Genomic DNA, 24875 nt, shown 5'->3' with positions numbered 1-24875 from the left:
AAGCCAGAAAGATTTTTGAAAACACCACGAAGTAACGCTTTCACAAGTCTCCCTGCTGATTGGCAAAAGTGTTTGCAAGTCTTGTCAGACAAGATGTCTGACCCACAAACACAAAATCCCTATGAAACTTATATCTTGCCTATTGGTGACTAGGATTTGTCAGTCAATCAGGTCTTTCTATCCTGCCTAGAGAAAACTGAAGTAACGAATACAGGTCAAAGCGATCGCCACCTCATCGGCGCATTGCTGCATCACCGCTATATCATCCTGACTAACCGCATGGGGTTGAAACCATCGCATTGCCAAAATTGCCAACAGTTCCTCCCGAAAACTAACGGCGATCGCCAACCTAGTTTGGCATACATCGTCAGGTTTCCCCTCCAAGCTCACCTGTGACTTGCCCGTAGCCATCACAGCTTGGACTAAAGGATCATCCGCCAAGCTCCATCGATAATCCCCACAACTCGCAGAAGTATCGCTGAGAATCTTCTTTGTCACCAGTTGCAAGACTGCCCCATCTGTATCAAAATTTTGCCCAAACGCCCTCACCAAAGGCTGCACACAGTCAGCCAAATGATTTGACTTTTGGGCGATCGTCACAATTACCGACAGCAAAGCATTGTGAGCCTGCGATCGCACCAATTCCTCTGATCGCTGCTTCAGTAAATCATAAATCTGTGTAGCCTCAAAGATCACCTTCTTTAATTGATCAGGCTCCCAAGGTTTCGTAATATAGCGATGTACCTGACCCGAATTAATCGCCTCAATCAAATCTGTAATGTCAGTATATCCCGTCAGCACCACCCGCATCGTATCAGGAAACTCCGATACGGTTCGACTCAAAAACTCCGTACCCTTCATCTCTGGCATTCGTTGATCGGAAATAATCACTGCCATTTCCCCTTCTTTAGACAAAATCTCTAAAGCACTTGCCCCCCCATTAGCCCGAAACACTGTAAAATCACGCCGAAAAGTACGATATAGCAAATCTAAATTATCTTGCTCATCATCCACCACCAACAGCTTGGGCTTTTTAGTAGTTGCAGTTTTATCTATTTCCACAGCAGAAACCCCAATAATAAGGTCTAGAGATACTCAAAACGGCCTTGCTATTTTATATTTTATGAACATATTTTATGAACATATTTCGAGATTTTACGCCCATTGACACAGAAAATCCACAAAACAAATATACCAACCTATACAACAAAAAGTAAGGAACGCATTGCGTCCCTTACTTTTTGTTTAAACAATGACATTAGCCACAAACACGAGATAAATGCGGGTAGCTCAATTAAGCTTTAACAGCTTCACGGCTTACTTGCTTCAATTCGCCCTTAGCGTACTTAGGAACGAAGTCATAAATGCTGACTTGCTTGATCTTACTAGCTTGACCAGCAGCTTCAAACTGAGTATAGCGCTCGGCACATACCTTTTGCATATACTTGATCGAAGGCTTCAAGAAGTGGCGAGGGTCGAATTCCTTAGGATTTTTAGCCATAGCTTCACGCACAGCAGCAGTGATCGCGAGGCGGCAGTCGGTGTCGATATTAACCTTACGCACACCGCTCTTGATCCCCTTTTGAATTTCTTCAACAGGTACACCATAGGTTTCAGGGATTGCGCCACCATACTCATTGATCATCGCCAATAGATCTTCAGGAACTGAAGATGAACCATGCATGACAAGGTGCGTATTAGGCAAGCGATTATGAATTTCGGCAATGCGGCCAATCGCAAGGATTTCGCCAGTTGGCTTGCGGGTAAACTTATAAGCACCGTGGCTAGTACCGATCGCTACAGCCAAAGCATCAACTTGAGTACGCTCAACGAAGTCAGCAGCTTCATCGGGATCGGTCAAAAGTTGCGAATGATCCAAAGCACCTTCAAAGCCATGTCCATCTTCAGCTTCACCCTTACCAGTTTCGAGGGAGCCTAAGCAACCAAGTTCACCTTCAACGCTTGCGCCAAAAGCATGGGCTACTTTAACCACTTCAGAGGTAACAGCTACGTTGTACTCGTAGCTAGCAGGTGTCTTGGCATCTGCCTCTAAAGAGCCATCCATCATCACACTGGTAAAGCCGTTTTGAATTGCTGAGTAGCAAGTTGCTGGTGCATTACCGTGATCTTGGTGCATCACGATGGGGAGGTGGGGATAAGTTTCAGCCGCAGCCAAAATTAAGTGACGTAAGAAATTTTCACCTGCGTAGTTACGTGCGCCACGAGAAGCTTGCAAGATTACAGGACTATTGGTTTCATTCGCAGCCTGCATAATCGACTGGATTTGCTCCATGTTGTTAACATTAAATGCAGGAATACCGTATCCGTTTTCGGCTGCATGATCAAGCAGCAAACGCATTGGGACTAAAGCCATATATAAAATCTCTCCTAGACTAGATCGAGCTTATTTCGATTGCTACAATCTTAAATCATTTTGAAGACTTATACCTAATCAAAAAATTAAAACGCAAAAACAGGGGGAACACTTTGCGCTCCCCCTGTTTTTCTGCGTTTTAACTTTTAACTAAATATTCTTTTCGCTGAGTTCGCGAATCATATAGTCGAAAGGAGCGCCCAGCCAATCAGCAGATTCGCCCACAAGCGCAAATACGAGTTGTTTCAAGATTTCGATACCTTGAACTGTAGGTCCGATGGGTACACCTAAGGAATTGTAAGTCTCGCGCAAGCCCTGCAATACTCTCTCGTCAAGCACATCATTGTTGCCTGCCACCAAAGCATAGGAAGCATAGCGCAGGTAATAGTCTAAATCGCGTAAGCAAGCGGCAAAACGGCGGGTTGTGTAGGCGTTGCCACCTGGACGAATTAAATCAGGCACATCTTCAAATAGCTGTGAGCCAGCCTTGCGGACAAGGGAGGCAGCATTGGCGGTAATTGCCGAAGATGCGGCTAGTCGAGCATTGCCTGTGGCAAAGTAAGACTTGAGGGCATCCATCGCATCGCGGTCAAAATATTTGCCAGTTGAGTCATAAGCACCAATTAAGCTGGTGATGGCATCCTGCATATCTAGTCTTCTCCGTAAATTTATTTTTTAATTGTTTTTTAAAATGTATCTGTAAAGTATTTGTAAACTTCGTAAAGTATAAATAACTTAAACTTAGAGGATATGGCTAATTATTAGGAATGAGTACCCAAATTATTTTACAGTGCTTTGCGCTTTAGTCAGTAAGAGAATAGGAGTGTCAGCGCTGTTATTCTTGAATGAAAATTTCTTTAAAATTCACAGTAACCTTGATCCATTTCAATGCGGTCTAGAACCTTTAAACCTCTAGCATCGCCGATCTTGCGGAGAGCAGTCCTTGCGTCAGTCTGGACGCTGAGGTCATTGTCTTCAAGAGCGTAGATTAGGGCATCGATCGCATCGTGGTAAAGTTCATCATAGTTAAGCTCGCGGCGCTTTTGTACCATCAGTTTGCCCAAAGCCCACACACAATTAGCCCGAACTGCGGACATGGGATCTTGGGTCAGGGCATCAACGAGGGGGGCGATCGCGGCTAGATCCCCCAACTGCCCCAATGCGCTCGCTGCCCATAGGCGCACAGCCGTAATGTCATATTGCAAAGATGAGATCAAAGATGGCAACCCCAAAGTGGCGCGACAGGTTCCTAAAGCCCAGACGATGCCTTTGCGGACATAGCCATTCCAATCGCGTTTAAGTTGCTCAATTAGAGGGGCGATCGCCTGCTCACTTTTATTACGTCCCAAGGCATAGGCAACACTGACCCGCACTAATGGACATTCGTCATTCAATAGTTCAATCAACCTAGGTACGGCGCGGCTATCCTCTAGCTCACAAAAAGCCCTAGCCGCCTGCATTCTCTCTAGCACCACCTCCGAATCAAGCATGATCAACATCTCCTCAGGATCGGGAAGAGGGATCTCTTCTTCAGGAGGAAGATCTAGGGGGCTAAGTGGGGGAGAACTAGGGCTGTCTAAAACATTGTTTAGAAGGCTAAGGTCGTCATTGAGAGGCATGGCGATCAATATGGCAGAATAGCAATAAATAATTAAACAGATTAGTAAATAGGCTGTAAAAACACAAAAACTCAAGAATTAAGATTACTTATTCTATAGTGATCCGTAGATTTACAAGGTTTAGCTGCTATATTACAGCCCTTTGACCTACTTTTCGACTACATAGTTCATACATAGTTCAACCGTATAGTCAGTCACATAGTTACCCCACAACTAGTCCTATGGTTTATAGCTCTTTAATTGGTTTTATCTTATTTGTCACCCTATTTTTGGGCATAGCCTTTAGTCTGAGCTATTTTTGGTGGGCAGATCGCCATAAAACCCCAGAGGTAATTGCGGCTGAGGTGATGCAGTTTTCTGAGCAGATCACTAATTTTCTATCGATTTTGGCTGTAGGGGCGATCGCTTTTATCACAACAATAATAATAATTATAAAAACTGCTGTATAGTAGAAAAGTTGTCAAAAATTTCTGATTGAAAATCTAACTCTAAGTCAGAAAATAATCATATTTAGTATAGAGATCCCGTCATGGCAGTACCCAAGAAACGCACTTCTAAATCTAAGCGAGATAGCCGTAAAGCAGTATGGAAGCGCAAAGCCGCAGTTCACGCCCAAAGAGCAATTTCCTTAGGTAAGTCCATTCTCACAGGCAATAATAGTGGTTTTGTCTATCCTTTGGCAGAAGAAGCTGAAGAAGAAGAATAGGCAATTGCTTTTTTTAACTTGTGCAGAAGTTTACAAAAAAGAGGGTCAAGCAATGCTTGGCTCTTTTTTTTTGCGGTCGGCAATTCTAGCCAAAGGAAATAAGTAGATATGAATCAGCAAACTTTGCCCCAGTTGCTTGCTTGCCTGCCAACTCCTTGGGCAGAAAAATATTGCGTCTCTGATCCCCCGCTTCGATCGTTACTTCGGGACCAAGCTGAATTAATTTAACCTGCTTTTTGTTAAACGTGGGTAAAAATAATTTGACCTGCTTGGCAATGGGATCAATTTCAATAGGTTTGGGGGCAAACAAAGGACTGAGGCGATCGGGCATCGTCAGTTCGTTGACCCCTTCGGGAATACCATAAATTGACAGTGGCGCAAAATCGTCATCTAAATGGGCGTGACCGCGAGCTAACACCCCCGCCACGGTCAAACCCACCTGTTGAGCGCTGCCCCACAGATATTTGGCCTTAGCGATCGCATAGGGATCGTCACTGGTGACGAGATATGCGGCGACCCGACTGGGATCATTGACCGCTTGCTGACCGCGAGTAAGTACTGATGACATCTCCCCCGCCTGTTGAGAAATATCATCGGTGCTAGAAACTTGGAGAATACTTCGCAAAATTGGCTCAACAAAGGGCGAAATTGCCTGCCCGATCGCCGAACCTGTTAAAACCTGTTTAAAGCGGCGCAAATACCACCCTAAAATTTCTGGCATCCCCAACATCCGCAGGGTTTCAAGATCCCCCAGCCCATCATAAATAATCACATCATATTTACCTTCAGCATCGCGCTCCCGCAGGAAACTCAAACCCAGAGCCGCATCCATCCCTGGTAAGATGCCAAGCTCTTGACCATAGACCTCCTTAAAAAAAGGCGTGCGTAAATATTGGGTTTCTAGCCCCTTCATTTTGTCCCAATATCTTTCTAATAAAACTGTTGACTGGAGATTTACAGCTGTGAAATTGGGGGCAACATTCTGCGGATCGCTAGTTAGAGTTAAACCTAGCCTCATGCTAAGTTCTTCTCCACTTTGCTGTCCAACATATAAAACTTGTTTGCTTTGATTGGCAAAAGCGCGGGCAACCGCGATCGCAGTTGCCGTTTTGCCAACACCACCCTTACCGAGGAACGTCAGAATTAGGCTCATTGGACTTTTGAACTAATTTTTTGAGATGAGGGCTAGGAGTGAAGTGTGGGATTACAGCTTCAGGAATTGTAATCGGTTGATGCGTGCGAGGGTGACTACCAGAGCGAGCGCGGCGCAGCCTAACCCCAAACTTACCAAAATCACTCAACATAATTGATTTATGATTAGCAAGCGCTTGGGTAACACAGGTTAATACTGCTTCTAGGCTTGCCGAAGCCATGCTATAGCTCAGTCCATCCACCTCTGCCATCATGCCCCGAATGATATCTTGACGGTTAATATCTGCCATAGGGCAAGTGGATTATTAAAAATTGAATGGGCAGGTTGGGGTTCTGTGGAGAATAGTGACTAAGCCATACTTCTCCACATTTGCTAATTGTTTAACTAAGCAACAGATTCTAACTCATCTGGGAAAAACCAAGTCTTAGTACTGTCAGGGAAGGTGACGATATAACCCATTTTGCCACCATCGACAATTTTTTCTTCCTTGATCACCCCAACTTCACCAACCTTCTTAGCGATCGCCTTGCCACCGCCATCTTTAAGACCACGAACACGAACTCTTTGACCAATTTGCATAATATTTACTTCTCGTACAGAAAATTAACGAACCCTAAATGATTGCTCTAAAAAGTTTACATTAGATGTTGATGCTATTAACTTTTTGATAAACAACACCATCATCACGCAGAGAGTCAACCAATGCCCGTCACGATCGCCCAGTTGCAAAAATGGAAACATCAAAAAAAGCCGATCGCGGCGCTGACAGCAACTGACTATGCGATCGGCAAGTTACTAGACAAAGCAGGGATTGACCTAATTTTGGTAGGCGACTCCCTAGCAATGGTAGCCCTCGGCTACAAAAACACATTACCTGTCACCCTCGATGACATGATTCGTCACGCCCAAGCCGTTGGACGCGGCATCTCCAATGCCCTGCTGATCGTTGATCTGCCATTTCTCAGCTATCAGGTCAGCCCCGAACAAGCGATCCAATCCGCAGGACGCATCTTTAAAGAAACTGAGGCAAAGGGGATCAAACTAGAAGGTGGCTATCCCGAAATGATTAACACCATTCATAAAATTATCCAAGCGGGAATGCCCGTGATGGGACATTTAGGACTCACCCCTCAATCAGTTCACCGCATTGGCTATCGGGTACAGGGTACTACGACCGATGCGGCGGATTTGATCATTCACCAAGCCAAAGAATTAGTTGAAGCTGGCATTTTTGCTCTGCTTTTAGAAAATATCCCCGCCGAACTAGCCGCAAAAATCACTGAGCTAGTACCTGTTCCCACGATTGGCATTGGCGCAGGCAAAAGCTGTGATGGACAGATTCTCGTCACCCATGATGTTTTAGGACTATCGGACTGGCAGCCGCCTTTTGCCCATAAATATATCGATCTATCTAGTGTTATCACCGAGGCTGTGCAGCAATATTGCCAAGATGTGCGCCAAATCTAGCATCAAAAACTCATGCTTTTTTGATATATTTGTATACATTATTCATTGTCAATAAACCTATGGCTTTATATCGCCTCATATATGTCAGTCAAGCGATCGCGGGATTAAATTACGCCGATCTCAAAGATATTATGAATAAGTCAGAACTAAATAACCGACAGGCTGGCATTACAGGCATGCTTAGCTTTGGCGATTCTATGTTTTTGCAAGTACTAGAAGGCAGTCGGCGCGTCGTTAGCCAGACCTACAACCGCATTCTGCTAGACAAACGCCATACTAATGCCGAATTAATTGAATTTTCGGAAATTGAACATCGCGACTTTACAATATGGTCGATGAAAGCCGTCCAATTGGACAATCAGCCTGCGATTCGCGAGATCATCCTTAAATATTCTGCATCGTCAACTTTTTCTCCCGTATCGATGACAGGCAAGCAAAGCCTTAGCTTCTTAAGGGAATTGATCGATACCTATCGTTAAAAAACACTAAAAAATCCCTAAAAAAAGCCAAGGTAGTGATCATAGACATTGCTCCGTTACATATCTGACTTGTCAAGCTTTGAGGCTTTCTGAGATCACTGTTACAGGAAACTCAAAAATTTTCTGGACAAGTGAGAAGAAAGCAAATAGAATATATCGGCAAATTAAGATCAGCAAATTAAGATCGGCAAATTTGAGATCTGTAAATTTAGAATACGTTCGCAATATTTGGAGGTTATTATTCCTGAACCGCTAACCCTGACTGTGAGTTTAAGAGGCAGCCGCGAAGTCAAGGACATCTATCAAATAATCCGCCTCACTGGGCTACTTGATGCTTTCTCTGAGCCAGCCTTCAAGAAGGTCATTGGCAAGTGCGTTGAGGATGGGCCTTTTAATGTAATTCTAGATTTGTCAACGATTGATTTTGTTGATAGCTCTGGATTAGGGATTTTAGTGCAAATAGCCAAGAAAACCCAGAATTTAAGTGGCAAATTACAAATTATTACCAATGCGAGGGTAACTCAAACCGTCAAGCTGGTAAGGCTAGATCAGTTTCTGACATTACGAGCATCCATTGATGAGGCTCTAGCGAATCTAAATCAGACCTAGGGCGGTTTTGAGTAATATCAGGATCATCTTAACTTGTCCGAAACTGATGACGTTAGGGGGAAAGTTGATCGAATGCAGTTTGTAATGCTTATAATGTGATTTAGGTATTGCAAAAGTTTGATGATCCAGATTGTTTGAAGTTGCTTCGATTGTGATCTTGTGCGCCAAGAAGTCTTAAATACTTAGCTTAGTCCAATACTGAAAGTCCAACACTGAAACCAATTTTTAGCCTGAAGTTTAACAACATTGCCGATGTTCCTGTGTCTGCCCTAGCCTATCTTGGTGATGCTGTATATGAGATGCAGATACGCCTGCATTACTTACTACCGCCGCGTACTGCCAAGCAATATCACCAACTCGTGGTCAATCAAGTTAGGGCGGAGCAGCAAGCCAATCTCCTTGAAAAGCTCGACCTCACAGAATCTGAATCTGATTTAGTGAGGCGCGGTCGTAATGCTGCGGGATCGACACCGCGTAAAGTGAGTCCCCATATTTACCAAAAGGCAACAGGACTAGAAGCTTTGATTGGTTATCTTTATCTGACCAATCCTGATCGGCTCGATCAAATTTTCATTCAGCTTATTAGCTACATAGATGCAAATGACAACTCAACCTAGACTAAAACTCAGAAAATCTGAGCGCAATGATCAGCCCGATCGCAATTTTGATCGCAATAACGAAGGTGCAGGCGATCGCCCCAAACGTTCCGAAAAAAGTTCAGAAAAAAGCTTTAGTAAATCCTCAGATAATTACGGCAATAAGCGCTCTGCGAAATATTCAGATAAATATTCGGATAAATCTTCTGACAAACCCTATAGCGATCGCCCATCAGACCGCCCTAGTGGTAAATATTCTGGCAGAGATTCTGGCAGAGATTCTGGTAGAGATTCTGGCAAATATTCAGATAAATATTCAGATAAATACTCTAACAAGGACTCGGCGCGGTATTCTGGCTCATCTAGTCAGCGCAATGGTGAAAAATCCTTTGATAAACCTTTTGCCAAGCCCTTTGACAAGTCTTTTGAATCTCGTCCAGAGGTCAAGCCATTGCTGCGAAAGTCTGATGCGCGTTACCCTGAAAAATATGCAGGCAAGTCAGGCAAGTATGCTGACAAGCGTAATGATCGTCAAGATGATCGCCGTGGTGGTCGCAAATTAGATGATCGCTTTGGATCTGCATATTCTGAACGTGGCGATCGGGACTCTGCCCCCAGATTTGAGCGCAAGTTTGATCAGAAGTTTGCTCGTAAGCCTGATCCCCAGTTTGCAAGGCGATCGCTGCCCCCCATAGAGCGATTTGAGCAACCCATTAATGGGCATATTGATCAAATGGAGCAATCTATTGAGCGATCGGCTGAACATTCGCAATCATTCATAGAAGGACAGAATCCTGAAAATCCTGATATTGTCTATGGTCGCCATGCCGTTGAAGCAGTATTGCATAGCAACCGCAGCATTAACCGTGTATGGGTGACATCAAGGCTGCGCTATGCGCCCGACTTTCTGCCCCTAATCAATGAAGCTAAAGCGGCAGGGGCTGTTGTCGATGAAGTTGACAATATGCGGCTAGATCGCATTACTGATCGTGGTAGGCATCAGGGCATCGCCGTACAGGTATCCGCATACGAATATGCTGAACTCGATGATGTAATTGCGACAGCCAAGGAAAAATCCACCCAGCCTGTAATCGTGATCGCGGATGGTATCACCGATCCCCATAATCTGGGCGCAATTATTCGCAGTGCTGCCGCCCTTGGTGCTCATGCCCTCGTAATCCCCCAACGCCGCGCCGTTGGCATTACTGCCACCGTTGCCAAGGTTGCCGCAGGCACGCTTGAAATTCTGCCAGTTGCCCGTGTTGTCAACCTTAATCGCGCCCTTGAACAAATTAAAGAAGCTGGATTCTGGGTATACGGTACAATGGCAGGCGCAAGTGATGCCATTCACAAGGCAAAATTTTCTGGGGCGATCGCTTTGGTGATTGGCTCTGAAGATGAAGGCTTGAGTCTCTCGATCCAGAAGAACTGTGACTTCCTCGTTTCTATACCTTTAGATGGAAAAGTGGATAGCTTAAATGCCTCTGTAGCAACAGGAATGGCTCTCTATGAGATTTTCAGACAACGTTGGGTAAATACGTTAAGTCTGAACAATTTGTCTTGAAACCCTGTTTTAAGTTATATAAAGATATGTACGGAATTTCTTAACTTTAAAGCCTATTAGTTATTGTTCAGATTCACATCTGTACAGTCAAACAGATTAGGCTGAGGTTTCCGTCGTTGACCTGAACCATTCACTCTCTTTACATAAAAATTATGGGTGGTAACTTGTTTAAAAACATCTTCACATCAATTCTAGAAACATTTGGTTTGGCTGTCTGGATCGAAATTGCCACCGATTCACCACGTTGTACTTATTATTTTGGTCCATTTGTCAGTGAGTCTGAAGCGGCATCTGCTAAGCAAGGCTATATTGATGATCTGGAATCTGAAGGCTCTAAGGGGTTAGTGGCGCAGATCAAGCGCTGTAAACCAGAGAAGCTAACTGTGTATGACGAATCACTGGATTTTAAGCTTGACCGTTTTCCTGCATTTAGCGGTCAGACTCTTTAGTTATTCTCAAAGCAATAATTAAGGTTGGGGGGCTATAGCCCCTAATTTTTTTGGAGATAAATGCTTAACTAACTTAAACATTTCTTTGGCAATCATATCCGTTTAAGTATTTGTAGGCTTGGATTTGCTGAGCTTGACGATCCGCAGTTCATACTTTTTAAACGCAAGTTAAACATAAATTAAACATAAGTTAAACACAATATTTTTGAGTATCTCTATGTTATTTGGATTTGGTAAGAAGTTGAATTTGCCAACGGCGACAGAATGTTTGCCAGGTAGATCGACCGCACTCCCGACCGCATCACATCATTTTGTGAATGGCAATGCGCTTAAGCCCCCGTTCCCAGCCAACATGGAGACTGCTGTCTTTGGTTTGGGGTGCTTTTGGGGAGCAGAACGCCGTTTTTGGCAACAAAAGGGCGTTTATGTAACAGCAGTGGGATATGCCGCAGGTTTAACCCCTAATCCCACCTATGAGGAAGTATGCACGGGCATGACTGGGCATAATGAGGTGGTTTTGGTGGTATTTGATCCCCAAATCATTAGTTATAGTGATTTGTTGAAGGTGTTTTGGGAATCCCATAATCCGACTCAGGGAATGCGCCAAGGTAATGATACTGGCACTCAATATCGTTCGGGAATCTATGTTTATAATGATACCCAGCGCAAACTTGCCGAAGAGTCGCGGGAAGTATATCAAGATGCTTTGAAGGCTTCGGGGATGAAGCAGGGCATCACTACGGAAATCCGTGATGTTGGTGAGTTTTATTATGCTGAGGGCTATCATCAACAATATTTAGCCAAAAATCCTAATGGTTACTGTGGACTTGGCGGTACGAATGTTTGTTATCCTGCGGTGGCAACAGCTTAGATATATGACCTAAAGGCGCGGCTAAGCCGCGCTTTTAATATTTTTAATATGCACCCTTGCCAAAGATTTAAGCCTTAAGGTTTCATATCTGCATTAAAGGCGCGGCTAAGCCGCGTCTTTAACGTTTTTAATATGCACCCTTGCCAAAAATTACAAGCCTTAAGGTTTCATATCTGCATTAAAGGCGCGGCTAAGCCGCGTCTTTAACGTTTTTAATATGCACCCTTGCCAAAAATTACAAGCCTTAAGGTTTCGATGAGAATTTCTAGATCAAAGTTGAGTGTCCAGCGATCTATGTAAAAGAGGTCGAGTTTTGCCACATCGTCAATGGTGTCTAAATCCGATCGCCCCGAAATTTGCCATAGTCCCGTGATCCCTGGCATGACTAAGTGTCTTGTATGATGCCACTGCGTAAACCTTGCGACATCTCTGACGGGTAGGGGGCGCGGACCCACTAAGCTCATTTGCCCTAGTAATACATTAAATAGTTGCGGCAATTCGTCTAAACTAGTCGTCCTTAAGAAATGCCCGATGGGAATGATGCGGGGATCGCGTTCGATTTTAAACATTACGCCGTCACTGGTTTTGTTGAGATGTTCTAGTTCGGCTTGGCGGCGATCGGCATCCATGAACATACTGCGAAATTTCCACATCCGAAAGGGTTGACCATGTAAGCCAATGCGCTCTTGGGAATAGAAGATGCTGCCTTGAGAGCTAACTTTTATGGAGATGGCGATCGCCACAAATACAGGGGACAAAATTATCAGCCCCAAAAACGACAGCAAGATATCTAAAACCCGCTTGCAAATATATTCCCAGTTGCCCCAGAGGGGGGCTTCGATGCGAATCATGGGGATCGAGGCAAAGATTTCTGGATTGCCCCGCCGATGTAAGACCATCAAGCTAGAGGAAATTAGCCGTAGCCCTATGCCAGCATTTCGCAATTGCCAATATAGTTGGGATGCCAGTTGCGTTTCGGGTAGTCCTTCGGCGATGACTTCCTGCGCCCCTGAGTTAACGATCGCGGTGAGAGCATGGGCGCTATTGGCAAGGGATGCAGAGAGAACGCCCACCACCCGATAGCCTGTACGTTTGGCGATTAGTGCGGATAGGTCAGTGAGGCGATCGCTGTGGGCAATGATAAATATAGGCTTGCTGGTGCGGGCGATGGGAAATTGGGCGAGGATCAGGGTCAGTAATAGTCGCAAACTAATGATCGTAACGATGCTACCGATCCATACAGGCAAAAATAGCGATCGCGGGGCATCCACGGTCGGGTCATAAAAGTAACTCACAATCAAGGACGCAAGGTAAATATTGCTAATCAGTTGCGCTTGTTTGACGTAGTTGCGCCATTGCGAATCGCCGCTATAGAAGTTGTGGTGGGCAAAGGAAATGATTATCAATGCCGCAAATGCCCAAAATAAACCTGTAAAGCCTAAAAAGCTGCCCCAATTGAGGGCGGGGGGCAATGGCGAAAATATGCGATTAAAACTAGATGAAATTTTCCAGATGATCGCCAATCCCGTAATGTCACTAAATATCAATAACAGAGATCGCAACCAATTGGCATCTGTGGTGGCAAATTCTTTGAGCCGATGGCTGACAGTGGCAGCACGGAGATCCTGTTGATGATGTTTATGGGGCTTTGGATTTGATCTGGGTTTTTTATTTGGAGATTGGCGATCGCTACCCACGCTATTTACCCTTAACCTATTGCATTGTTGAGTAGTATAGCTGTCGTCACCTGTACTAAGACAAGCGCCAAAACCAAGAAATGGCTTAGCTATTTCTTGGTTAGATACTTAGTCGGACTCCAATTTGACAAAATTATAGGGAGCCGTAAAATCGTTGTAACGAATGCGGAGGCGATCGCCAAATTGTTTGTCCAGTTCCTCAACTGTCGCCGCAAACTTGGGTTCTTCATCCCAAGCAATCAAAAATGAAGCATTGTAAATCATATTTTCTGTGAGCAGTTCCCCCTCCACATATTCATAACTTAGCGGGTTGAGCGCATTATAAAAAGTCTCAATGATTAACTGCTGGCGTTGCTCGATCGCTGCCTCTAGCTCTTGACCAATGGCGATCGCCTCATCCATGCTCAAGATTTTACCCATCAGCGATTCACGCCTTTGTCGCAATTCGGCATTTTCCACAACCGCCAGATTTAATTCTTCGGTTTGATTCCAAAATAATTTGACACTGACCTCCCGTTTGCCAATCAAATTAGCGATCAATCCCTTCAGTTTATCCTCATGGGGAACTAGCAAATCCTGCTGCATCTCTGTCCATGACTCCACGACTAGCCCAAATTGCAAAGGCAATGGCACGGCTTGGTGGGGATCAACGGATTTCATCAGGGATTCTAAAACCGTCTCATGGGTGAGCAGGTTAGCGCGACTGGCGAGATAACGCTCTTGCTGCGCCTCGCTATAGGCGATCGCGAAGGGGGGCAAGGTGTGAAACTGCACGGGCTGAGCATTCATCCCTTGAAGATCAAGATTTTTCATCAGATCGAGATTTTCGGCTTGCAAAATCGCGTACAGGTATAGACTCATTAGGTATTCAGATGGTATGGGTGATGATCGAGCGATCGAATACTTTGCCATCAGTGGCGATCGCTTTTGTGATGATTTTATCTTGATAGACATCACAGATCATAAAGCTAAATCGCTGACTGACAAAAGCGGTCTGCCCAGAACTGCCGAATTGATATAAAGGAGCGCCGCCGCCACCATTGACAATATAGGTTGTGCCATTGATGGGCACAAAACGCTCATAACCGTGATCATGACCACATAAATATAATTTCACCTGATGCTTGGCAAATAATGGCGCAAGCATCGATGCTAATTGCTGATCGCTGCCATGTAAGCCCGATGAATAGAGGGGATGATGCCCAAATACGATCTTCCACAGAGCTTTGCTGTTGCCTAATTGGCGATCGAGCCAAGCTAACTGCGATCGCCAATCGGCATTGTCATTTGTATCAAGGGCAAAGAATTCCACTAGTTCCGAATTGTGATTAGAATTTGTGGCTTGGGGCAAGGATGTAGGGAAAGACTTGGTAAAGGAATAATAGCGATCGGGCATATTAAAGAGTGGATAGTTAATCTGATCCTGTCCATTGTTGGATTTGATAATATCGTGATTGCCCAACACCGCATGAAACTTGACCCCCTGACTCAATAAGGGAGCGTAGGGCTTCTCAAATGCCGATTGAATATACTGCATTTCGCCATAGGGATAGATATTATCTCCCGCCATCAGCACCAACGCGAAAGGGCTATGCTCATAGATCTGTGCCATCGCTTGAGCCACAGCATATTGATCGAAGCTGCCAACGCCTGTATCCGCGATCGCCGCAAAGCGTAACAATGGCTCATTGACAGTTTCAGTACTACCACTAGCGAGGTCATTGGTGAGATCGGCAAAAGGTTGAATTGAATTACCGACAGATGTATCAGCTAGAAGTCCTGATTTTAAGATGGTTCCGCGAATTGTGGCATCGGCGAGGGAAATGCCAAATATAGTCATCAGAAGTTGGCGGCGCTTCATAGGTACTTAAAATAATTATTGCTAGGTTTGGCACTACCATATTTTAGGGCTAAGGCTTTGACTATTGCTAGTCATCATTGCATCACTTTTTTGCAAGTTTCATCGCTTGTGCTGGAGCTGCAATCAATTGGATAAAACTTAGGGGCGATCGCTTCGTGTTTTGCCTCAAACCTTTACCATATATTGCTTGTCAACCATCTCAAGTCTTCCATCTCAATTCTTCCAAAACCCATCAAGGCGATTAATTATGAACCGACTTACAAGGTTTAGGCTTTTCATTTGCTTTCTCTTAGGCATCAATGCGATCGCCCTAATTGCAGCCAACCCCGCCTTTGCCCAAACTACCGCAAATAGTTTGAACCCACAGGAATTATTACGGGATGCTTTGAAATGGATCGAAAGCCTTGGTTATATTGGTGGGATTGCCTTCATGGGAATTTATATCATTGCCACCGTTGCTTTTTTGCCAGGGTCGATTTTGACCTTGGGCGCTGGTGTGGTTTTTGGGATTGTCTTTGGCGCGATCTATGTATTTGTCGGTGCAACTCTGGGGGCGATCGCCGCCTTTTTGGTGGGACGATACATCGCAAGGGGTTGGGTTAGCCAAAAGATTGCCGACAATCAAAAATTTGCGGCGATCGATCGCGCCGTTGCCCATGAAGGTTTCAAAATTGTCTTACTAACCAGACTTTCACCAATATTTCCTTTTAACTTACTTAATTATGCCTTTGGCGTGACAGGGGTTTCCCTCAAAGACTATGCCCTTGCCTCAATTGGTATGTTACCAGGAACAATAATGTATGTTTATATTGGTTCCTTAGCGGGGGATCTCGCTCGCATTGGCGGCGAAAACCAGCCCACCAATCCCACAATTCAATGGATTATTCGCATTGTTGGTTTTATTGCCACAGTTGCGGTTACGGTCTATGTCACAGGCATAGCGCGTAAGGCTTTAGCCGAAAGAGTGGATGAGTAAAGCACTGCAAAACGCCACCATTACTGCCAAAAAGATTTTATTTAATTTTAACCAAACCATTATGCCTAGTCCCACCGCCACCACTTCCCTATTAAATCGCCAATCAGCCCTATCTATTCCTCAAAAGCAATTGGAACTATTAGCATCGGTTGATCTTGAGCGTTTACCAGCAGAGGGAAGCTTTGCTCAACATCTAAGGGATAGTGGTTGGCAAGAATTTACGCCTGCAAAATTGGAGATTTTCCAAATTAATGTTGGTAAGCTCTGCAATATGACCTGTCGCCATTGCCACGTGGATGCAGGCCCTGATCGCCGCGAAAATATGGATCGGCAAACCATCGATGCTTGTTTGCAAGCGTTAGATCTTACCGAAGCGCACACGGTTGATATTACGGGCGGCGCTCCTGAACTAAACCCACACTTTCGCTATTTGGTTGAGCAATGTGTAGTGCGTGGTAAGCACGTAATCGATCGCTGTAATTTAACAGTATTAATGCTGCCCACGATGCATGATTTACCCGAATGGTTAGCCGAACATGGCGTAGAAATCGTCTGTTCGTTACCGCATTTTCGTCAGCCCAATACCGATAAACAACGGGGCGATGGCACTTTTGAGCAATCGATCGCCGCTTTGCATCGTTTGAATGCCGTGGGCTATGGCATGGGCAATCCGAAACTCAAGCTGACCCTTGTCAGCAATCCTGTGGAAGCCACCCTTTCCTGCAATCAGGCGGCAATATTGGAGCAGATGTGGAAAGAGGGGCTAAGGGAAAATCATGGTATTACCTTTGATCGCTTGATAGCGATTAACAATATGCCGATTTCGCGCCATTTGGAATGGCTAGAGCAGTCGGGCAATCTTCAGGCTTATATGGAGTTATTGGTTAATTCCTTTAACCCTGACACCATCGGCGGCTTGATGTGTCGCCATACGCTATCGGTGTCATGGGATGGCAGATTATTTGATTGTGATTTTAATCAAATGCTAGATTTAGCGATCGGCGACAATAGTGCTGATAAGAGCACCGCTAACGCAGAAAACCATCTGCATATTCGCGATTTTAAACCTCAATTAATTGCCGATCGCCAAATCATTACAGGTCGCCATTGTTTTGGCTGTACCGCAGGGCGCGGTAGCTCTTGCAGTGGTGCGATCGCCGATTAATCAAAATTAGAACAGATATCTTGTCTGATCAAGATTTCAAACGCTTTTGATAGTCAATCAGGTATAGAGACTATAAAAGGCGTAGCTAAGCTGCGCCTTCTATAGTTTCTATGGGTTTTAGCGTTATTCAGGGAATTTCTGAGGGAACTGAGCAGTTTCAATTTCTAAATTCAGAGTTTGTCCGTTGCGCTTGACATCCATGCGGATCTTGTCACCAACAGTGCGATCTTCGACCAGTTGCGTAACTTGGTCAGCAGTCAAAATATCCTGCCCCGCAAATTTGGCAATTACATCACCACGCTTCACCCCAGCCTTAGCCGCAGGAGAATTTTCCACAACCCTTGTCACCAATACACCCTTATCTTCACTAACTTGAATGCCAAAATCAGGATCTTGATTAACTTGACTCTTGACCCTGGCATCCAGCGTGATCATCTGAATGCCGATGTAGGCGCGGCTAACCTTGCCATTTTCGATAATCTGTTTGGCAATGCGTTGAGCCGTCTCAATGGGAATCGAAAAACCTAATCCCTGTGCGCCTTGGATAATGGCAGTATTCACACCGATGACCTCTCCATTTTGGTTGAGCAAAGGTCCGCCAGAGTTACCAGGGTTAATCGCGGCATCGGTTTGAATGAAGCTGACGCGCTTGTCTACCCCAATTTGTCCGCTCTTGCGTCCGATCGCACTGATGATCCCTGAAGTGACGGTGTTATCAAGACCGAGAGGATTGCCGATCGCGATCGCCCAGTCTCCTGGTTGCAGGTTTTGCGAACTGCCCAAGCTCACCGTTGGCAAGTTATCGGCTTTAGCTTGGATAACCGCAATGTCTGTCATCTCGTCACTGCCTAGCACCTTACCTTCAATTTGGCGACCATCTTTAAGGATTACTGTCACCTTGTCAGCACCACTAACCACATGGGCATTGGTGATGATATCGCCATCTTTATTGATGATAAAGCCAGAGCCAGTGCCACGCTCTACCCTTTCCCTAGGCATCCGCCGCAGTTGATCGCCAAAGAACTGGCGAAACATAGGATCTTCTAAAAAAGCTTCAGGAATTTGAGGATTGCTGGCAACGGTGCGCGAGGCGTTGATCCTAACCACCGCAGGACCTGTACGATTAACCGCTTCGACCACATAGTTACGGGGGGCGGCGATCGCTTTTTCACGGTCTATATTTTGGGCGATCGCTGTCGACGCTGAGGCAACTTGTGGCAAGGGCGTAACTGCTGTGATACTTGGCGATCGCACTCCAGACACAACCGCCCAAGCGCCTAGAATCACTCCCAGCAGCAGCATGGAGGCATAGATTAATGGCTGCTTGTAACGGGATTTTTTGTTTGGGTCTCTCATAGCTATTTCCGCAATCAGTATCTAAATTCTACAAAAAAAATTTGCTATTCTTCAAAACTCGCCAATGACGGAAAACCGTCAGCTAGTAGAACCTAATTAAGCCGTTGCAAATCAGCAGATTTATTTACTATGCATAGACTTTGGCAGTGGGACTAGCGGCTCTTCCATGGCAATTAAAATTGGCTCTTCCTTAATGATAACTGTGGGTTTAACGCTATTGGCGACAGGGCTGAACTGAGGACTAGAGTTAAAAGTAAACATGGAGCCAAATACGCCCACGATCGCTGCTACGGATATGCCTAACCCTGCTAATTTCCATTTGCGCCGTTGCGATCGCCGCTCAATTTCTGCCATCACCCGATTGACCATGCGATCGGTTTCGACTCTAGCTGAAGAGTTGACAGGTATTGGTGCAGGCAAATCAATAAGCAACTGCCTTAGCTTGAGTTGTTGTTGATAAATTAAGCGAAAATTAGGATCATCGGATAGCCATGTTTCCACTAGCTGCTCTTCAGCCTCACTAACTTCACCATCTATGTAAGCACTAAGCAATTGAAAGCGCTCATCGGGAATAATCATAGATTTATTAAAAATTTGGTTAGCACTCATAACTTAAATACACCCCTCATTACATACTAGACAAATAAGGTTGTAATTGCGCTTGCAGCTTTAATCTTGCTCTAGCTATACGCGACTTTACTGTACCTAAAGACACCCCTGTTAGCTCAGATATTTCTTCGTAAGACAAGCCTTGAATTTCTCTAAGGACTATGGTTTCTCGAAAACTAGCAGGTAAATCTTGGATTGCCCTACGCAGTTCTTCATAAAACTCCTGCGTGGACATATTGTCGATGGGGCTAGGGGCAGCACTGGGCAGATCCCAGCTCATTTCATCGCCATCCCCAGACATAAATGGCGCATCAAGGGACACAGAGTTGCCCACACGCTTACGCTTACGCAATTCGTCATAGAACAAATTTGTGGCAATGCGGCTGAGCCAACCACGAAACTTTTCTGGCTCTTGCAGGCGCTTGATATTGCGGTAAACGCGCAACCAAACCTCTTGAGCCAAATCAGCGCGATCTTGCCAGTCGGGAGCAAGCTTATACAGGATTTGGTCAACGTAGGATTGATTGCGCCGCATCAGTTCGGCAAAGGCAGACTTGCTGCTTTGCGTTTCTGATTGGCACATTTGGACTAATTCAACGATGGGAAGCTTATCAACGGACACGGGGTTGGAGGGCATATACCCACCGATGTTGGTTGACCAAGATAGGCTATAACTCATCAACTTATCGCTCCTACTTGACGACTTAGGTAAATTAGGAAGTTTCTGGAAAATCTTGGCTAAATTATGATTTCAGAAATTTCTTGGTGTTCTCAAGTTGAAGACGATGGTTGAAAAGGTTTGTTCCTACCTAAAAAGATGTTGCAAAAGGGATAATAGCAGTTAGTCTGGCGCTTTTGGCTAAAAAATACCCAGATAAACCCAGATAAATTGTGGTGACAACCCAGGCCCAAGTTGTTATCTAAGTCGTTTTGTTGCTGACTTTGCTGATAGTCAAAGGATTTGGGCTTTTGAGTTTACTTATGCTTAACTACTTATTAGGTTATTTATTTAGAAATATTATGCAGCGATCGCAATGGATATCAGTTTTGACAGGCGTTATCGCCGTAATTTTGGGCGTGGGCTATTTGATCTTGGTACAGGTGCTAGATTGGCGCGGCGGTGAAATGTTACCAGCGCCGATTGATTTGTCGTTTCTTTTTTAATGACAAGGCTTTGCTAAGATTCAAGTAGGTTGGCGCTTTGTGCTGATCTACTTGAATTAGGTTTTATGAAACTAACCAGAAAGGGTCATTACAGTGTGAAAGCGATGCTCGATCTGGTGATTTGGGCAAAGCGCAAACCTGTATCGGTGCGCGAAATGAGCGATCGCCAGTCAATTCCTGCGCCCTATTTAGAAAAATTGTTAATTAGATTGCGGCAGGCGGATTTGGTGGAATCGGTGCGCGGAGTGCAGGGAGGGTATCAATTAAAGCGATCGCCTAAGGATATCTCGCTAGGGGAAATTTTAGCGGCTGTTGGCGAAGATACTCATCCATTACCGCGCCTCAAGCCACAGGAAAAACTCGCCTCTGATTGGGTAACTTTTGCGCTTTGGCAAAGGCTAGATCGCAAGTTCAAGGATGCTCTATATAGCATTTGCCTAGAGGATCTCTATTTTGATGCCCGCAGTTGGCAAGCATCTCAAGGGCAGAGTTCGGGATTTATTATTTAGCAAAAAAGCCGCGCATAGCGCGGCTTTGCTTATTCCTCTTCAATGCCAAAAACTTGATTGAAGGTTTTAATTACCTTAAATCCAGAGTCAATGGATTCGAGGGGATCTTTGCGGAGGCGGTGACGAATGCAGAGACTAATCACCGCCTTGATGTCGTCAACTTCCACATCTTTACGCCCATCTGAAGCGGCATAGGCTTTAGCAGCGCGGGTCGTTACGATGTCACCCCGCAAGCCATCGATATTTAGATCGGCGCAAACCGTAGAGATTTTCAGACGCAAATCGCGATCGATGTTCACCTCATTGAGGATTTGTTGCGCTTTGACAATTTGAGATTGCTTTTTTGCTTGTTCTTCCGCTTTTGCGGCAAGAAAAGCATGGGGATTGTTGTCAAAGGTAGTGCGGTTTTCAACGATTTGTAAGCGCTGTTCGGGATCTCTAGCGGTTTTGATCTCGGCATACATCCCAAAGCGATCGAGCAACTGCGGACGCAATTCCCCTTCTTCGGGGTTGCCAGAGCCAACTAGGACAAATCGGGCGGGGTGGCGAATGGAAATACCTTCACGCTCAACGGTATTCCATCCCGAAGCGGCGGAATCTAGCAACACATCCACGAGGTGATCGTCAAGTAGATTAACTTCGTCTATGTAAAGGATGCCGCGATTTGCCTTAGCCAGCAGCCCCAGTTCAAAGGCTTTAACCCCTTCAGACAATGCTTTTTCAATATCGATCGTACCGCAAACCCGATCTTCGGTTGCGCCAAGGGGCAAGTCCACCATGATCACTTGCTTGGTGGCAATGGGTAAAGTTTCGCCATTGGCGAGGCGCTGTCTTACTTCTTCGCTTTGGAGGTCGCCGTCGGTGGGGTGGCTGCTAAAGGGATCGTCAGCGACAACTTCAATTTCGGGGAGAAGGTCGGCAAGGGCGCGAACGGTGGTGGATTTGCCAGTACCGCGATCGCCCATGACCATTACGCCACCGATTTTAGGATCGATGACGTTGAGCAACAGGGCGAGCTTCATCTCTTCTTGTCCGATCACGGCGGTGAAAGGAAATACAGGTCGTCTTGTGGTTTTGGGTTTAACGGGATTGGCTATCAAGGCTTTTTAAGTTTTGTATCTATAAATATGTCACTTTAGCCAATATACAGCGCTTTGCGCTCAAACCCAAACCAAGAAAAATATTGAAAGCGTTGCTTTGCAACGCTTTCAATATTTTCCTTATTGTGAGTTGACTGATGAGGCGCGATCGCCATTAATGCTGTTGTAGGGAAGAGCTTGATGGTCGATCGCCGCTTCAAGATTGGCAGCCATGATCGAGCGTGGGATCTCTCCTACTGCATCGCCAATCACTTGGTTATTCGGATCTAAAAAAATAAATCTAGGGATACCATCAACTCGATATTTAGTTAGTTCGGGTAGCCACTTTGTATTGTCAACATTCAACATCACAAAATTGAGGCGATCGCTATATTCCTGTTGCAATGACATCGTATCTTTCGCCATCCCTTGGCATACTTTACACCAATCAGCATAAAATTCGATTAAGGTGGGACGATCATTACTGAGAGCTACATCTATGGGCAATGCGGCAGCAGCAACCATATTCAATGAGGTGCTACTGCGTTGGGTCTGCAACCCTAAAAATAGCGCTGTCGTCAAAATGATCGCTGCGATCGCCACGATCAAATTCCGTAATCGATTTGACGGTGTAATCGTACTTTCAGTATTGGGGGAATTCATAAATAATATCAAAATAATATTGAAAGATAGAAGTTTCAGTCATTCTATCTTTCGATAGCAGGTATTGGGCAAACTAGAGGGCAAACTGTCTCAGATTTGAAAACTAGTGGAAGCCTCTTCCACTGCCATTTTATGCATGATCTTTGCCAACTCTGCCGCGACCTCAGGGCGTGAAAATTCAGGCGGTGGGCATTCGCCACGGCGCAACATTTCGCGCACTTTGGTTCCTGATAAATGCACACGATCTTCGGGTGCACTGGGGCTGGTTTTGGTGGTTGCCATGCCCTTAGTGAGTTTGCAATAGAAAGCGTGTTCAAACATGAGGGGAATAATGCCTAGTTCGCCCGCTTCAAATTCATCGAAAATATATTGCGCGTCATAGGTTCCGTAATAGTCACCTACTCCCGCATGATCGCGCCCCACAATAAAATGAGTACAGCCATAGTTCTTGCGAATTAGGGCATGGAAAATGGCTTCACGGGGGCCTGCATAGCGCATCGCCGCAGGGTTAATTGCCAAAGTGACGCGATCGAGGGGGAAATAATGTTCCAGCATGATTTCGTAGCAACGCATCCGCACATCGGCAGGCACATCATCGCTCTTAGTTGCACCCACTAGCGGATGTAAAAATAGACCGTCAACAATTTCGAGGGCGCATTTTTGGATATATTCATGGGCGCGGTGAATGGGGTTACGGGTTTGGAATCCGACAATGGTGCGCCAGCCCTTTTCGATAAATAGCTGACGGGATTCGGCGGGATCGATTTGGTAAGTGGGGAAAAGAGGATGGGGGCGGCGCTCTAGTAACCAGACATCACCAGCCAGATAGATTTCACCTTGGGCATAGACGACTTTGACCCCAGGGTGACGATCTTCGTTGGTGCGATAGACATGGAGCGCTTCTTTGAGTTTGTCGTAGCTGTATTTTTCGCTAAGCTCTAGGACACCGATAAATACGCCATTGGGGTCATCAAGGCGGACGAGGGTGCCGATAGTGAGGCGATCGCTGATTTCTTGAGAAACAGGCAGGGTGATCGGAATTGACCAAGGCAAGCCATTGGCAAGGCGCATATTCATCACCACTGATGTGTAATCTGCCTGTCCTAAAAATCCTGTGAGGGGGCTAAAGCCGCCGATCGCAATTAGTTCTAGATCCGATAGCGATCGCTCAGTTAATTGCACTCTCGGCAAGTGGTCAGCTTTGCTATAGAAAACTTCTTTTTGATCGGCAGAGGCGAGGCGGTTAATCAGTTGACCACCGTGAGGTGCAATATTTTTGAGTTGTCGAGCCATGGTAATGAAAATATTTAGATATCGGCAATGTTAAATTAATATTAACTTTTTTTGCCACCAAATCATAGCAATTCATATGAGCAGCAGGAAGCCTTATGTCTGCAAAAGTGGCGATCGCCCAAATCCAATTGCAGCAGGTCAATGCATTGTCCTTGATAGAATTATCTGGCGAGAATTTGAAGATATTTTAGAAGATTTGGGCGAACATCGTCATTTTCATATTGCTTACTAAAGATGATATTGCCCGCTACTATATGCCAGAATTTTTCGCACAGGATTAAAGTTTACTTTGGCGACAGGAGCAATACTTCTTGTATTAGTTTTGAAAAGGAAAGCAATTGGTGAGGATATTTGGCGTAATTTTGCCTTCTACGATCGCGATTTCTGCTTCAGTCAAACCATAGAGTCGATAAACGATCGCATCAATTAGTTGATCACAGCGCGTTAGTTGCTGCTTGATTGGCAACAAGGTATTTAGACTATCTTGATATTCTTTCTCTAGGGCTTGCTGTTCTGGGAGCATCCCAAGTTTGCGGTAAGTAAATATACTTATGTACAAGCAAGGAAGAAATAGGAAGAATAAAGAGGAATAAAAATAGTAACAAGAAAATGCAGT

General features: G+C 45.1%; 30 protein-coding genes and 1 pseudogene. 14 read left to right on the top strand and 17 right to left on the bottom strand.

Annotated features, from left to right (window positions below):
- Positions 1-186: 186 nt before the first annotated feature.
- The 4 genes from H6F44_RS09340 to H6F44_RS09325 form a co-directional block, all read right to left on the bottom strand.
- On the bottom strand, positions 187-1062 hold the full coding sequence (locus H6F44_RS09340) for a response regulator (RefSeq protein ID WP_322096195.1): 876 nt from the start codon (positions 1060-1062) through the stop codon (positions 187-189).
- 232 nt (positions 1063-1294) lie between these two features.
- Positions 1295-2374, bottom strand: coding sequence for a class II fructose-bisphosphate aldolase (gene fba / locus H6F44_RS09335; RefSeq protein WP_190350682.1), 1080 nt, complete (start codon positions 2372-2374; stop codon positions 1295-1297).
- A gap of 150 nt (positions 2375-2524) precedes the next feature.
- The gene (gene apcB, locus H6F44_RS09330; RefSeq protein ID WP_190350681.1) at positions 2525-3022 is read right to left on the bottom strand and encodes an allophycocyanin subunit beta; all 498 of its coding nucleotides are present in this window, start codon (positions 3020-3022) and stop codon (positions 2525-2527) included.
- 209 nt (positions 3023-3231) lie between these two features.
- Entirely contained in the window at positions 3232-3993 is a 762-nt protein-coding gene (locus H6F44_RS09325; RefSeq protein WP_190350717.1) for a HEAT repeat domain-containing protein, read from the bottom strand.
- A 221-nt stretch (positions 3994-4214) separates the two neighbouring features.
- On the opposite strand from H6F44_RS09325, the gene H6F44_RS09320 reads away from it, so the two are divergent.
- Both H6F44_RS09320 and H6F44_RS09315 read left to right on the top strand, forming a co-directional pair.
- Positions 4215-4442 carry a hypothetical protein gene (locus tag H6F44_RS09320; RefSeq protein ID WP_190350680.1) on the top strand — a complete coding sequence of 76 codons (228 nt, stop codon included), beginning with the start codon at positions 4215-4217 and terminating at the stop codon, positions 4440-4442.
- An 80-nt stretch (positions 4443-4522) separates the two neighbouring features.
- Entirely contained in the window at positions 4523-4699 is a 177-nt protein-coding gene (locus tag H6F44_RS09315; RefSeq protein ID WP_190350679.1) for a 50S ribosomal protein L32, read from the top strand.
- An 85-nt stretch (positions 4700-4784) separates the two neighbouring features.
- On the opposite strand, the gene H6F44_RS09310 is transcribed toward H6F44_RS09315, so the two are convergent.
- The 3 genes from H6F44_RS09310 to petP form a co-directional block, all read right to left on the bottom strand.
- Complete coding sequence (locus H6F44_RS09310) at positions 4785-5852, bottom strand: Get3/ArsA fold putative tail anchor-mediating ATPase NosAFP (RefSeq protein ID WP_190350678.1); 1068 nt, start codon at positions 5850-5852, stop codon at positions 4785-4787.
- Complete coding sequence (locus tag H6F44_RS09305) at positions 5824-6141, bottom strand: HU family DNA-binding protein (RefSeq protein WP_190350677.1); 318 nt, start codon at positions 6139-6141, stop codon at positions 5824-5826. The genes H6F44_RS09310 and H6F44_RS09305 overlap by 29 nt, the downstream gene beginning before the upstream one ends.
- A 95-nt stretch (positions 6142-6236) precedes the next feature.
- Positions 6237-6431 carry a cytochrome b6f subunit PetP gene (gene petP, locus H6F44_RS09300; RefSeq protein ID WP_190350676.1) on the bottom strand — a complete coding sequence of 65 codons (195 nt, stop codon included), beginning with the start codon at positions 6429-6431 and terminating at the stop codon, positions 6237-6239.
- A gap of 123 nt (positions 6432-6554) precedes the next feature.
- Here petP and panB point away from each other — a divergent pair, with 123 nt between their 5' ends.
- The 7 genes from panB to msrA all read left to right on the top strand — a co-directional run bounded on the left by panB (position 6555) and on the right by msrA (position 11887).
- Complete coding sequence (panB, locus tag H6F44_RS09295; protein WP_190350675.1) at positions 6555-7319, top strand: 3-methyl-2-oxobutanoate hydroxymethyltransferase; 765 nt, start codon at positions 6555-6557, stop codon at positions 7317-7319.
- 59 nt (positions 7320-7378) lie between these two features.
- Entirely contained in the window at positions 7379-7798 is a 420-nt protein-coding gene (locus H6F44_RS09290) for a BLUF domain-containing protein (RefSeq protein WP_190350674.1), read from the top strand.
- A gap of 228 nt (positions 7799-8026) precedes the next feature.
- Entirely contained in the window at positions 8027-8407 is a 381-nt protein-coding gene (locus H6F44_RS09285) for an STAS domain-containing protein (protein ID WP_199302060.1), read from the top strand.
- A 260-nt stretch (positions 8408-8667) separates the two neighbouring features.
- A complete protein-coding gene (locus tag H6F44_RS09280) occupies positions 8668-9024 on the top strand; it encodes a Mini-ribonuclease 3 (protein WP_322096193.1) in 357 nt (118 codons plus the stop codon).
- Positions 9008-10567: a 23S rRNA (guanosine(2251)-2'-O)-methyltransferase RlmB gene (gene rlmB, locus H6F44_RS09275; RefSeq protein ID WP_190350673.1), complete on the top strand. Its 1560-nt coding sequence runs from the start codon at positions 9008-9010 to the stop codon at positions 10565-10567. The genes H6F44_RS09280 and rlmB overlap by 17 nt, the downstream gene beginning before the upstream one ends.
- A gap of 152 nt (positions 10568-10719) precedes the next feature.
- A complete protein-coding gene (locus H6F44_RS09270) occupies positions 10720-11016 on the top strand; it encodes a DUF1816 domain-containing protein (protein ID WP_190350672.1) in 297 nt (98 codons plus the stop codon).
- 217 nt (positions 11017-11233) lie between these two features.
- A complete protein-coding gene (gene msrA / locus H6F44_RS09265; protein WP_190350671.1) occupies positions 11234-11887 on the top strand; it encodes a peptide-methionine (S)-S-oxide reductase MsrA in 654 nt (217 codons plus the stop codon).
- 212 nt (positions 11888-12099) lie between these two features.
- Here the strand turns inward: msrA and H6F44_RS09260 are convergent, their stop codons facing one another.
- The 3 genes from H6F44_RS09260 to H6F44_RS09250 all read right to left on the bottom strand — a co-directional run bounded on the left by H6F44_RS09260 (position 12100) and on the right by H6F44_RS09250 (position 15445).
- Complete coding sequence (locus H6F44_RS09260; protein WP_190350670.1) at positions 12100-13584, bottom strand: sugar transferase; 1485 nt, start codon at positions 13582-13584, stop codon at positions 12100-12102.
- A 108-nt stretch (positions 13585-13692) separates the two neighbouring features.
- Positions 13693-14445, bottom strand: coding sequence for a GvpL/GvpF family gas vesicle protein (locus H6F44_RS09255; protein WP_190350669.1), 753 nt, complete (start codon positions 14443-14445; stop codon positions 13693-13695).
- Positions 14446-14452: 7 nt separating this feature from the next.
- A complete protein-coding gene (locus tag H6F44_RS09250; protein ID WP_190350668.1) occupies positions 14453-15445 on the bottom strand; it encodes a metallophosphoesterase in 993 nt (330 codons plus the stop codon).
- Between the two features lie 247 nt (positions 15446-15692).
- Between H6F44_RS09250 and H6F44_RS09245 the strand changes: the two genes are divergently transcribed.
- Together H6F44_RS09245 and arsS are read left to right on the top strand one after the other, a co-directional pair.
- Complete coding sequence (locus H6F44_RS09245; protein ID WP_190350667.1) at positions 15693-16421, top strand: TVP38/TMEM64 family protein; 729 nt, start codon at positions 15693-15695, stop codon at positions 16419-16421.
- Between the two features lie 61 nt (positions 16422-16482).
- A complete protein-coding gene (gene arsS / locus H6F44_RS09240) occupies positions 16483-17586 on the top strand; it encodes an arsenosugar biosynthesis radical SAM (seleno)protein ArsS (protein ID WP_190350714.1) in 1104 nt (367 codons plus the stop codon).
- 123 nt (positions 17587-17709) lie between these two features.
- Here the strand turns inward: arsS and H6F44_RS09235 are convergent, their stop codons facing one another.
- The 3 genes from H6F44_RS09235 to H6F44_RS09225 all read right to left on the bottom strand — a co-directional run bounded on the left by H6F44_RS09235 (position 17710) and on the right by H6F44_RS09225 (position 20230).
- Positions 17710-18942 carry an HhoA/HhoB/HtrA family serine endopeptidase gene (locus tag H6F44_RS09235; protein ID WP_190350666.1) on the bottom strand — a complete coding sequence of 411 codons (1233 nt, stop codon included), beginning with the start codon at positions 18940-18942 and terminating at the stop codon, positions 17710-17712.
- Positions 18943-19062: 120 nt separating this feature from the next.
- Entirely contained in the window at positions 19063-19551 is a 489-nt protein-coding gene (locus H6F44_RS09230; RefSeq protein WP_206754449.1) for an anti-sigma factor family protein, read from the bottom strand.
- Positions 19552-19570: 19 nt separating this feature from the next.
- Entirely contained in the window at positions 19571-20230 is a 660-nt protein-coding gene (locus H6F44_RS09225; RefSeq protein WP_190350664.1) for a sigma-70 family RNA polymerase sigma factor, read from the bottom strand.
- A gap of 302 nt (positions 20231-20532) precedes the next feature.
- On the opposite strand from H6F44_RS09225, the gene H6F44_RS09220 reads away from it, so the two are divergent.
- On the top strand, positions 20533-20715 hold the full coding sequence (locus H6F44_RS09220; protein WP_190350720.1) for a hypothetical protein: 183 nt from the start codon (positions 20533-20535) through the stop codon (positions 20713-20715).
- A gap of 65 nt (positions 20716-20780) precedes the next feature.
- On the top strand, positions 20781-21224 hold the full coding sequence (locus tag H6F44_RS09215) for an RrF2 family transcriptional regulator (RefSeq protein WP_190350663.1): 444 nt from the start codon (positions 20781-20783) through the stop codon (positions 21222-21224).
- Between the two features lie 29 nt (positions 21225-21253).
- Here the strand turns inward: H6F44_RS09215 and bchI are convergent, their stop codons facing one another.
- The 3 genes from bchI to sat all read right to left on the bottom strand — a co-directional run bounded on the left by bchI (position 21254) and on the right by sat (position 24259).
- The gene (gene bchI / locus H6F44_RS09210) at positions 21254-22324 is read right to left on the bottom strand and encodes a magnesium chelatase ATPase subunit I (protein ID WP_190350662.1); all 1071 of its coding nucleotides are present in this window, start codon (positions 22322-22324) and stop codon (positions 21254-21256) included.
- A 120-nt stretch (positions 22325-22444) separates the two neighbouring features.
- Positions 22445-22966, bottom strand: coding sequence for a thioredoxin domain-containing protein (locus H6F44_RS09205; RefSeq protein ID WP_190350661.1), 522 nt, complete (start codon positions 22964-22966; stop codon positions 22445-22447).
- Positions 22967-23056: 90 nt separating this feature from the next.
- Positions 23057-24259 (bottom strand): sulfate adenylyltransferase, encoded by a 1203-nt coding sequence (gene sat / locus H6F44_RS09200; protein ID WP_190350660.1) that lies wholly within the window; start codon positions 24257-24259, stop codon positions 23057-23059.
- 76 nt (positions 24260-24335) lie between these two features.
- Between sat and H6F44_RS09195 the strand changes: the two genes are divergently transcribed.
- Positions 24336-24491, top strand: coding sequence for a hypothetical protein (locus H6F44_RS09195; RefSeq protein WP_190350659.1), 156 nt, complete (start codon positions 24336-24338; stop codon positions 24489-24491).
- Positions 24492-24575: 84 nt separating this feature from the next.
- Here the strand turns inward: H6F44_RS09195 and H6F44_RS09190 are convergent.
- Positions 24576-24770 (bottom strand): annotated as a pseudogene (locus H6F44_RS09190) (hypothetical protein); the annotation flags it as partial.
- Positions 24771-24875: the final 105 nt, after the last annotated feature.

Origin of the sequence: Pseudanabaena cinerea FACHB-1277 (assembly GCF_014696345.1) — a bacterium.
In the GTDB taxonomy this organism is placed as follows: Bacteria; Cyanobacteriota; Cyanobacteriia; order Pseudanabaenales; family Pseudanabaenaceae; genus Pseudanabaena; species Pseudanabaena cinerea.
The sequence above is the reverse complement of the archived record's forward strand: the minus strand, read 5'-3'. Positions and strand labels throughout refer to the sequence as shown.